Origin of the sequence: Streptomyces sp. NPDC059853 (genome assembly GCF_042731495.1) — a bacterium.
Taxonomy (GTDB): Bacteria; Actinomycetota; Actinomycetes; order Streptomycetales; family Streptomycetaceae; genus Streptomyces.
Map to the genome: position 1 here is coordinate 1 of NZ_JBHWJL010000164.1, position 11161 is coordinate 11161.

Genomic DNA, 11161 nt, shown 5'->3' on the forward strand with positions numbered 1-11161 from the left:
CATCGACGCGCTGGTCGAGCATCTGGTGCCGGCCCCCCCGGCCCCGGCCGCCGCTGCCGCGCCCCGCGCGGAGGCGGCGGACGACGACGATCCGGTGTGCGTCGTCGGCATGGCCTGCCGGTTCCCGGGCGGCGCCAACAGCCCCGAGCGGTTCTGGGAGTTGCTGTCCCAGGGGTACGACGCGTCCGCCGATGTCCCGGCGGACCGCTGGGACGCGCGTGCCCGGTACGCGGAGGACCCGGACGCGCCGGGCACCGCGTACACCACCCGGGGCGCCTTCGTCGACGATCTGGCGGGCTTCGACCCGGCGTTCTTCGGCATCTCGCCGCGCGAGGCGCTGCGCATGGACCCGCAGCAGCGGATGCTGCTGGAGGTGGCCTGGCAGGCGCTCCAGGACGCGGGCTGCGCCCCGGACCGGCTGCGGGGCAGCGCCACCGGCGTGTTCGTCGGGATGATGCCGGGCAGCCAGTACGCCTCGCTCCAGCGCGAGCGCGGCGGCCCCGAGGTGCTGGACGACCCGTATCTGGGCCTGGGCACCGCCTCCAGCGTGGTGGCGGGCCGGCTGTCGTACCTGCTGGACCTGCGCGGGCCCGCGCTGCTGCTGGACACCGCCTGCTCCTCCTCGCTGGTGGCGCTGCATCTGGCGGCGCGCAGCGTGCGGTCGGGCGAGAGCGAGCTGGCGCTGGTCGGCGGGGTCAGCGCGATCCTGCACCCGGACACCTACCGGCAGGGCTCCAAGATGCGGATGCTCGCCCGGGACGGCCGCTGCAAGACGTTCGACGCCGCCGCCGACGGGTTCCTGATGGGCGAGGGCTGCGGCGTGGTCGTCCTGGAGCGGCTGAGCGACGCGACGGCGCGCGGCCACCGGGTGCTGGCGGTGATCCGGGGCTCGGCCGTCAACCAGGACGGCACCAGCAACGGCCTGACCGCGCCGAACGGCACGGCCCAGCGGGCGGTGATCCGGGCGGCGCTCGCGGACGCCGGACTGACCCCGGACGACGTGGACTTCGTCGAGGCGCACGGGTCGGGCACCCTGCTGGGCGACTCCATCGAGATGACCGGGCTGCACGAGGTGTTCGGCCCCGGCCGCGACGAGGACCGGCCGCTGGTGGTCGGCGCGGTGAAGACGAACGTCGGCCATCTGACGGGCGCGGCCGGGATGGCCGGGCTGATCAAGACGGTGCTGGCCCTGGAGCACGGGCGGATACCCCGCAACCTGCACCACAGCGAGCCCAGCCCGGCGATCGACTGGGACGGCTGCCCCACCCTGCTGCCGGACCGGCTCACCGACTGGCCGCGCCGCACGGGGCCGCGCGTCGCGGGCGTGAGTTCCTTCGGCTGGTCCGGCACCAACAGCCATGTGGTGCTCGCCCAGGCGCCGCGCCCCGAGCGCGCGCCGGTGCCGGCCGGCAGCCGGGTGCTGCCGCTGTCGGGCCGCACCCCGGAGGCGGTGCGGACCATGGCCGGGGAGCTGGCCGAGCGGCTGGGCGCCGAGGACGCGCCCCGGACGGACGACGTGGCGTACACGCTGCGCACCGGCCGCAGTGTGCTGGAGCAGCGGGCCGCGGTGAGCGGCGCGGACGCCGCCGAACTGGCCACCGCCCTGCGGCGGCTGGCCGACGGCGGCACCGTGCGCTCCGTACCGCCGGGCGGCCCCGGCGCGCCGGTGACGCTGCTGCTGCCGGGCACCGGCGAACTGCGGGTGGGCACCGGCCGGGAACTGTACGAGAGCCGGCCGGAGTTCCGCGCGGCCCTCGACGCGTGTGCCGAGGCGGCCGAGGCGGAACTCGGCCTGGATCTGCGGGAGGTGCTGTACCCGGCGGGCGCGGCGCAGGAGGCGCCGACCGGGGCGTTCGGCCCGGCCGCGGCGCGCGCCGGGGCGGACGCGGACTCACCGCTGCACACCCGGCTCGATGTCGGGCACGCGGCGGTGTTCGCGGTGGACTACGCCTGCGCCGCGCTGTGGCGTGCGCACGGGGTGACCCCGGCCGCGCTGCTGGGCTACAGCCTGGGCGAGTACGTCGCGGCATGCCTGGCCGGGGTGTTCTCGCTGCCGGACGCGCTGCTGCTGGTGATCCGGCGGGCGCGGCTGGTGGCCGCTGCCGGGCCGGGCGCGATGACGACGGTGGCGCTGGCGCCCGAGCGGCTGACGCCGCTGCTGACCCCCGGTGTGGTGCTCGCGGCCACCAACGGCCCGCTGACCGCTGTGGTGAGCGGACCGGTGGACGCGGTGACGGCCTTCGAGGAGCGGCTGCGCGCCGAGCGGGTGGCGTTCCTGCGCATCGGGACCGACCGGGCGATGCACCATCCGCTGCTGGCCGACCGGGCCGCCGAACTGGAGGCGCTGGTCGCCTCGGTGCCGCGCAACGCGCCCCGGGTGCCCTATGTCTCCAATGTGACGGGCGACTGGATCACCGAGGAGGAGGCCCGCGACCCGGGGTACTGGGCGCGGCATCTGTGCGGCACGGTCCGGTTCGCGGAGGGTGTGCGGCGGCTGGCGGACGGCCGGCCGCGGGTGCTGCTGGAGGCGGGCCCGGGGCAGTTGGCCAGCTTCGCCACCCAGATCGCGACCGCCGAGGGGGCGGCGGGCGAGCTGACCGCGCTGCCGACGCTGCCCGGCGCCGCCGACCGGCGTACTCCCGGCGCCCTGGTGGCCGCGACGCTGGCGCGGCTGTGGGAGCGCGGGGTGCCGGTGGAGTTCGCGCCGGGCGGGGACAGCGGCCGGGTGGTGACCCTGGACGGCTATCCGTTCGCGCATCAGCGGCTGTGGCCCGAGCCCACCGCGTCCACCACGTCCACCGCGCGGGAGGCGGCGCCCGCCGCCGGCTCCGCTCCCCCGGAGCCCGGGGTGTGGGCCCCGGTGTGGGAGCCGGACGCCGGGGCCGCCGCGGCGCCCGCCGGCCCGTTCCTGATCTACGCCGACCGGCTCGGCGTCGGCGAACGGCTGGCGGAGCTGCTGCGGGAGAGCGGCCCGAGCGTCCTGGTCACCGAAGGCGCGGCGTTCGCGCGCACCGGCGACGGCCGGTACACGGTGCGGCCCGGGGACGCCGGGGACCACGCCCGGCTGCTCGCCGACCTGCCGCCGGAGCGGCTGCCGCGCACCGTGGTGCAGCTGTGGTCGCTCACCGGGGACACCCGGCCCGCCCCCGAGCGGGCCCAGGACCTCGGCTTCACCGCGGTGGTGCGGGCCGCCGCCGCCCTGGCGGACCGGGTGCGCGAGCCCGTGCGGTGGCTGGTCGTCACCGACGGGGCGCAGGCCGTGCGGCCGGGCGAGCCGGCCGACTCCGGCAAGGCGACCCTGACCGGCCCGGCACTGACCCTCCCGCAGGAGTACCCGGGCTGGTCCTGCCGGCTGCTCGACCTGGCCCCGGCCGGGGACCCCGGCGCGGCCGGGCGGCAGGCGGCCGAGGTCGCCGCCGAACTCGCCCGGACCGGCGCCGAGACCATGGTGGCCGTGCGGGACGGAGCGCGCTCCGTGCTGCGGCACCGGCCGGCCCCGCCCCCGGCCCGCCCGCCGGTGGCACCGCGCGCGGACGGCGCCGTCCTGATCACCGGGGGGCTCGGCTCGCTCGGCCTGGTCATCGCCGGGCATCTGGCGGACCGGGCGCCGGGCATCGGCCTGGTGCTCACCGGCCGCTCGGGCCTGCCGCCGCGCGCCGAGTGGGAGGCGCTGCTGACCGGGCCGCAGACGGCCCTGGTCCGGCGGGTGCGCGGGGTGCTGGACCTGGAGCGGCGCGGCGCACGGGTGCTGGTGCGGGCCGCCGACGCGGCCGATCCGGTGGCGCTGCGCGCGGCGATCGCCGAGGGACGGGCCGCGTTCGGCCCGCTGACGGGCGTGGTGCACGCGGCGGGGCTGACCGACGCGGAGGTGTTCGCGCCCATCGCCGGGCTGACGGACGCCCAGGTGACGGCGCACTTCGACGCGAAGGTCCGCGGCACCACCGCGCTGGCCGAGGCGCTGGAGGGCGAGCGGCCGGACTTCGTCCTGCTGATGTCGTCGATGTCGGCGGTGCTCGGCGGCCTCGGGTTCAGCGCGTACGCGGCGGCCAACGCGTTCCTCGACCGGTTCGCGCAGGAGATGGGCGCGCGGGGCCGGCCGGGGTGGCAGAGCATCGCCTGGGACACCTGGCGCTCCACCGTGGACGGGCCGGGCAAGGGCGGGATCGGCGACTCCCTGAACCGGTACGCGTTCACGCCGGAGCAGGGGCTCGCCGTCCTGGACCGGGTGCTGGGCACCGCCGGACAGCTGGTGGTCGCCCAGGGCGATCTCGCCGCCCGGCTGGCGGCCTGGACCGGCGGCGCCCAGCAGACCGCCGCCCCGGCCGCCGCGCCGGTGCCGGCCGGCGCGGACCCGTTCGCCCGGCCGGGCGCGGAGGCGACGGCGGGCGGTGCGGACATCGAACGGCGGCTGGCCGCGCAGTGGCGCGTCGCGCTGGGCAGCGCCGAGGTCGGCACCCACGACAACTTCTTCGACCTGGGCGGCAATTCGCTGATCGGGATGCAGCTGATGAACTCCATCGGCAAGGAGTTCGGGCTGACGCTGCCCGCGGTGGCGCTGTTCGAGGCGCCGACCATCGGCGCCATGGCGGCCTATCTGCGGGAGCGGGGGGCGGGCGCCACAGCGGCCGCCACCCCGGCCGCCGCGCCGCCGCCCGCACCGGTCGCCCCCGCCGCACCGGCCGTGCCCGCCGCACCCGCGACAGCGGCCCTCGTACCCGCCCCCGCTCCGCAGGTCACGCCCGCCGCGCCCGCCGCCGCCGAACCGGCCGACGACGACGCGATCGCCATCATCGGGATGGCCGGCCGCTTCCCCGGCGCCGCGGACCTGGAGCGGTTCTGGCAGGTGCTGCGGGACGGCGAGGAGACCATCTCCTTCTTCACCGAGGAGGAACTGGTCGCCGCCGGGGTGCCCGCCGAACAGGTGGCCCGCCCCGACTACGTCCGGGCCCGCCCGGTGCTGGACGACGTGGCCATGTTCGACGCCGAGTTCTTCGGCTACAACCCGCGCGAGGCCCGGCTCCTCGACCCGCAGCAGCGGCTCTTCCTGGAGTGCTGCTGGGAGGCGCTGGAGAGCGCCGGGTACGGCGACGGCGACCGGCCGCGCTCGGTGGCCGTGTACGGCGGCGCCAACATCTCCACCTACATCCGCAAGCTCTACGAGGACCCGGAGACGGCCGCGTCCGTCAACGAGTACCAGGTGGTCATCAGCAACGACAAGGACGCGCTGACCACCAACGTCTCCTACCGCTTCAATCTGTCCGGCCCCTCGCTGGGCGTGCAGACCTTCTGCTCCACCTCCCTGGTGGCCACCCACCTCGCGGCCCGCGCCCTGCTGGCCGGCGAGTGCGACATGGCGCTGGCCGGCGGGGTGTCGGTCCGGGTGCCGGACCGGGTGGGCCATGTGTTCCAGGAGGGCGGCATGGAGTCCCCCGACGGGCACGTACGGACCTTCGACGCCGCCGCCCGGGGCTCGATCTTCGGCGACGGCGCGGCCGTGGTGCTGCTGAAGCGGCTGTCGCGGGCGCTGGCCGACGGCGACCCGGTGGCGGCCGTCATCCGGGGCTCGGCGGTCAACAACGACGGTTCGCTGAAGGTCGGGTTCACCGCGCCCAGCGTGCGCGGCCAGGCCGAGGTCATCAGCCGGGCGCTCGCCGACGCCGGGGTGCACCCGGCGGAGGTGAGCTACGTCGAGGCGCACGGCACCGCCACCGAACTGGGCGACCCCATCGAGATGTCGGCGCTCGGCCGGGCGTTCGCCGGGGCTCCGGCGGGCAACTGCCGGGTCGGGTCGGTGAAGACCAACCTCGGGCATCTGGACCGGGCGGCGGGCGCCACCGGGCTGATCAAGACCGTGCTCGCCCTCCAGCACCGGCAGCTGCCGCCGAGCCTGCACTACACCACCCCCAACCCCGAGATCGACTTCGAGAACGGCCCGTTCCGCGTCAACACCGAACTGACCCCGTGGGAGTCGCCCGCCGGCCGGCCCCGGATCGCGGGCATCAACTCGCTGGGCATGGGCGGCACCAATGTGCACGTGGTGCTCCAGGAGGCGCCGCCGCGGCGGGCCGGATCCCCGGGCCGCGACGTCCAGATCCTCACCCTGTCGGCCCGCAGCCGCGAGGCCCTGGACGCGGCCGGGCGCGACCTGGCCCGCCATCTGCGCCGCACCCCGCGGCTGTCGCTGGCGGACGTCGCGTTCACCCTCCAGGTGGGCCGGCAGCGGTTCGACGAGCGGCGCGCCCTGGTGGTGCGCGGCACCGAGGACGCGCTGCGGGCGCTGGAGAGCGGCGCGGGCGAGGGCTACGAACGGCGCGAGCGGCTGCGGGAACGCCCGGTCGGCTACCACTTCCCCGGTGCCGCCGCCTGGTACCCGGGCGCGGCGGCCGGTCTGTACCGCACCGAGGAGGCGTACCGCACCGCCGTGGACGGCTGCCGGGAGGTGCTGCGGCCGCTGCTGGGCACCGATGTGCTGGAGCTGATCACCGGCGCGGCCGACGAGCCGGCCGACCCGGGGGTGGAGGCGGCGGCGGTGTTCACCGCCCAGTACGCGCTGGCCGCCCTGTTCGCCGGGTGGGGGCTGCGCCCCGACACGGTGCGCGGCCAGGGCGTCGGCGGGCTGACGGCCGCCGTGGTGGCGGGGGTGATGTCCCTTCAGGACGCGCTCGCCGTCCTGGCCGAGCACGCCAGGACCGCCGCCGGGGAGAGCGGCGGATCCGGGGACCGGGCCGAGGCGCTGACGTCCTGGATCCGCGCCAAGGTCGCCCTTTCCGCGCCCCGGCTGCCCGGGGCGGCGCCGGACGCCACGACCGCCACCGATCCCGCGCACTGGGCGCGGCTGCTGCTGGCCGAGGACACCGCGGCCGGTGAACCGCCCGCCGACCCGGACCGGTTGCTGCTGGTACTGGGCCCCGGCCCGGCGGCGGAGGCGGAGGACGTGTCCGGCACCGTGGTCCGGGTGCTCCCCGGCCGGGCCCGCCGGCACGAGGCGGTCACCGCCGCTCACGGCGCGCTCGCCCGGGCCTGGGTGCTGGGCGCGGTGGTGGACTGGGACGCGTACCACGACGGCGAGATACGCAACCGGGTGCCGCTGCCCACCTACCCGTTCCAGCGCTCCCGCTACTGGATCGACACACCCGACCGGCCGCTGGGCGGCACCCGTACGCCCGCGGCCTCCGGCGGCAGCCCGGGCAGCCGGCTGGCGGCGCTCCCCAAGCTCCCCGCCGACCGGTGGCTCGCGGTGCCGGGCTGGCGGCAGCTGCCGCCGCGCGCGGCGGCCGGGGCCACCGGACGCTGGCTGCTGCTGGCGGACGCGGCCGGGCTCGCCCCGGCCCTCGCCTCCCGGCTGCGGACGGCGGGCGCCACCACCGTGCTGGCCACCCCGGGGGCCCCGGGCAGCCCGCTCACCCGGACCGGGCCCGGCGCGTTCACCCTGGACCCGGCCGACGCCGGGCAGTGGAGCGAACTGCTGGCGGCCCTGCACGCCGAGGACGCCGGTCCGCTGCGGGTGGCGCACCTGTGGGGGGTGGACCCGGTGCCCGGCGCGCTCGGCGGCACCGACCGCGCCCGGTCGGCGTTCCACTCGCTGCTCGCGCTGCTCCAGGCGGCCGGCGGGGCGGGCGCCGCGGCGCCGCGGGGCCTCGCGGTCGTCACGGCGGGGGCGTTCGACGTCACCGGCGGCGAGCCGGTCGATCCGGCCAAGGCGACCGCGACCGGCCCGTGCAAGGTGGCCCCGCTGGAGTACCCGGGGCTGGATGTGCGGCACATCGACGTCACCGCGCCGCGCGGCAGGAAGGCGGCCGCCACGCTGGCCGGCCGGCTGCTGCCCGAGCTGACCGGGGAGCCCCCGCTGCCCGGCGAGCGGCAGCTGGCGCTGCGCGGCAGGCGCCGCTGGACCACCACGCACAGCCCGCTGCCGTCCCGTCCGGCGCCCGAGCCGGGCGCGGTGCTGCGGGAGGAGGGCGTCTATCTGATCACCGGTGGCCTCGGCGGCATCGGCGGGGCGATGGCGGCGCGGCTGGCGTCCTCGGTACGGGCCCGCCTGGTGCTGGCCGGCCGCTCCGCCCTGCCGGACCGCGCCGACTGGGACCGGCTGACCGCCGACCCCGGCACCGACGCGGAGACCGTGCGCCGGATCGAGCTGGTGCGCGATCTGGAGCGGGCCGGCGCCCAGGTGCTGGTGGTGGCGATGGACGCCGCCGACCCCGGCGCGGTGGACCGGGCGGTGGACGCGGCGCTGGAGCGCTTCGGCCGGCTGGACGGCGTCCTGCACGCCGCCGGCGTACCGGGCCTCGGCGTCATGCAGTTCAAGACCGCCGAGGAGGCCACGGCGGTGCTGCGTCCCAAGCTGGCCGGCGCGCAGGTGCTGCGCGAGCGGCTGGCCCGCGAACAGGTGGACTTCCTGGTGCTGTTCTCCTCGACCGCGGCTGTCACCGGCGGCGGCCCCGGCCAGGCGGACTACTGCGCGGCCAACGCGGCGCTCGGCGCGCACGCCGGTGCCGCCGCCAACGCGAGCGGCGGCCCCCGGGTGGTGACGATCGACTGGGGCGAGTGGCGCTGGAACGCCTGGGACATGGCGCTGGCCGGTTTCGACGCGTCGACCACCGCGTTCCTGCGGGCCAACCGGGAGCGGATCGGCATCACCTTCGACGAGGGCTGGCAGGCCCTGCTGAAGGTGCTGGACGGCGAGGACCAGCAGGTCGTGGTCTGCTCGCAGGACATCGGCGAGCTGGCCTCGATCACCGCGGGACTCGACCTGGCCCAGCTGGCCGGCCGCGCCGGGGACACCCCGGGCGCCCGGCACCCGCGTCCCGCCCTGGCGGTGCCGTACGCCGAGCCGGCCGAGGGCGAGGAGAGCACGGTGGCCGAGCTGTGGGGCCGGGTGCTGGGGGTCGAGGGGGTCGGCGCCGACGACGACTTCTTCGAGCTGGGCGGCAACTCGCTGCTGGGCGTGGACCTGGTGCACCGCATGCGGGCCGCGCTGGAGTGCCCGTGGCTGCCGCCGCATGTGCTGTACGAGGCGCCGACCGTCCGCGAGGTGGTGCGCCTGGCCCGATCGGCCGACAGCGCCGCGCAGGCGCCGGCCGCGACCAAACCCGCAACGCTGAGAGGGGCATCGGTATGACACGTGTCGGAGTGGTGGGTGCCGGGGTCATGGGCACCGGGCTCACCCAGAACCTGACCGAGCACGGCCACGAGGTGGTGCTCACCGACCGCAGCAAGGAGGCGCTGGACCGGGCGCGGGCGGAGATCGAGCGGTACGAGCGGTTCGGCGCGCTGCTGGGCGCCACCGGGCCGCGGCGGGCGGACATGACCCGGCGGGTGACGTACTCCACCGATCTGGCGGAGCTGGGCGAGGTGGAGTTCCTGGTGGAGAACATCACCGAGAACTGGGGGCTCAAGCGGGAGCTGTACCCGCAGCTGGACGCGGTGTGCCGGCCGGAGACGGTGTTCGCGGTGAACACCTCGGCGATCCCCATCACCAAGGTGGCCGCCAGGACCGGCCGTCCCGACCGGGTGCTCGGCATGCACTTCATGAACCCGGTGCCGATGAAGAGCACCGTGGAGGTCATCAAGGGCTGGCACACCTCGCAGCAGACCATCGACACCGCCCAGGCCCTGCTGGGCAGCGTCGGCAAGAGCGGGGTCCTGGTCAACGACTCCCCCGGCTTCGTGTCCAACCGGGTGCTGATGCTCACCATCAACGAGGCCGTGTTCCTGGTGGCCGACGGGGTGGCGACGGCCGAGCAGGTCGACCGGATCTTCACCGAGTGCTTCGGCCACACCATGGGCCCGCTGGCCACCGCCGACCTGATCGGCCTGGACACCATCCTCTACAGCATCGACGTGCTGTACGAGAACTTCCAGGACAGCAAGTACCGGCCGTGCCCGCTGCTCCAGCGGATGGTCGACGCCGGCCTGCACGGCCGCAAGTCGGGCGAGGGCTTCTTCCGTTACGCCGACGCCGCCTGACGTCCTCCCTGCCACCTCGCTCATCGCTATCTGCTCTAGGAGACGGAATGTCGGAACAGACCGGCCGCACCATCCGGGACTTCGTGCTCAGCCGCTTCCCCGGTGTCGAACTCGACGACGACGTGGACATCTTCACCCTGGGCTTCGTCAACTCCCTCTTCGCCATGGAGCTGGTGATGTTCCTGGAGAAGGAGTTCGGGCTGCGGATCCCCAACGAGGAGATGTCCCTGGACAACTTCCGTACCGTGTCGGCCATGTCCGCCCTGGTCGGGCGGCTGCGCACGCCGGACGCCGCCTCGGTCGGTGAGGCGTGAGCACGGCCGCGCCGCCCGGCACGGCCGGTGCCCGTGCCTTTGTCGACACCGAACTGGTCCCGCACGCCGACGCGTTCGACCGGGACGAGGCCCTTCCCGAGTGGCTGCTCGGCGCGGTCGCGGAGCACGGCTGGTGGGGTGCGGTGCGCACCGGCTCCATGGTGGAGTTCGCGGCGCTGCACGAGGAGATCGGGCGCGGCTGCTCGTCGCTGCGCAGCCTGCTGACGGTGCACAGCATGGCCCTGTACGCGGTGGACCGCTGGGGTTCGGACGCGCTGCGCGCGCGGTGGCTGGAGCCGCTGACGGCGGGGGCGGCGCTGGGCGCGTTCTGTCTGACGGAGGCCGCGGCCGGCTCGGACTTCACCGCCGTGGAGGCGTCCGCCCGGCCCGCGCCGGGCGGCGGCTGGCTGCTGGACGGGCACAAGAAGTGGGTGACCGGCGGTGAACGCGCGGAGGTGTTCCTGGTGTTCGCCCGCACCGGGCGCGGGGTCAGCGCGTTCCTGGTGGAGGCCGGCGCGCCGGGCGTCTCCCGTACCCCGGTGCGCGGGCTGCTGGGCACCCGGGCCGCGCTGACCGCCGAGGTCCGGTTCGAGGGCGCCCGGCTGCCGGGGGCGGCGCTGCTCGGTGCGGAGGGCATGGGGACCGCGATCGCCACCGGGGTGCTGGACATCGGCCGGCACTCGGTGGCCAGTGGGTCCACCGGCATCATCGCGGCGGCCCTGGAGGGCAGCGTCCGGCACGCGGCCGGGCGCCGCCAGGGCGGGGCGCTGCTGGGCGAACACCAGCTGATCCAGCGGCTGATCACCCGCATGGCGGTGGATCTGCGGGCGGCCCGCGCGCTGTGCCGGGACGCGGGGGCGCTCAAGGACGCCGGGGAT

4 protein-coding genes are annotated in these 11161 nt (G+C 76.5%); all 4 read left to right on the plus strand.

Going from position 1 to position 11161, the window contains the following annotated elements; genetic code table 11:
* The first annotated feature begins 25 nt into the window (after positions 1-25).
* A complete protein-coding gene (locus tag ACFV5N_RS17675) occupies positions 26-9121 on the plus strand; it encodes an SDR family NAD(P)-dependent oxidoreductase (protein ID WP_385600358.1) in 9096 nt (3031 codons plus the stop codon).
* The gene (locus tag ACFV5N_RS17680; RefSeq protein WP_385600360.1) at positions 9118-9969 is read left to right on the plus strand and encodes a 3-hydroxyacyl-CoA dehydrogenase family protein; all 852 of its coding nucleotides are present in this window, start codon (positions 9118-9120) and stop codon (positions 9967-9969) included. Before ACFV5N_RS17675 ends, ACFV5N_RS17680 begins: the two co-directional genes overlap by 4 nt.
* A 47-nt stretch (positions 9970-10016) precedes the next feature.
* Complete coding sequence (locus tag ACFV5N_RS17685; RefSeq protein WP_375063376.1) at positions 10017-10283, plus strand: acyl carrier protein; 267 nt, start codon at positions 10017-10019, stop codon at positions 10281-10283.
* A partial coding sequence (locus ACFV5N_RS17690) for an acyl-CoA dehydrogenase family protein (protein ID WP_385600363.1) occupies positions 10280-11161 on the plus strand: 882 nt, incomplete at its 3' end. The genes ACFV5N_RS17685 and ACFV5N_RS17690, both read left to right, overlap by 4 nt.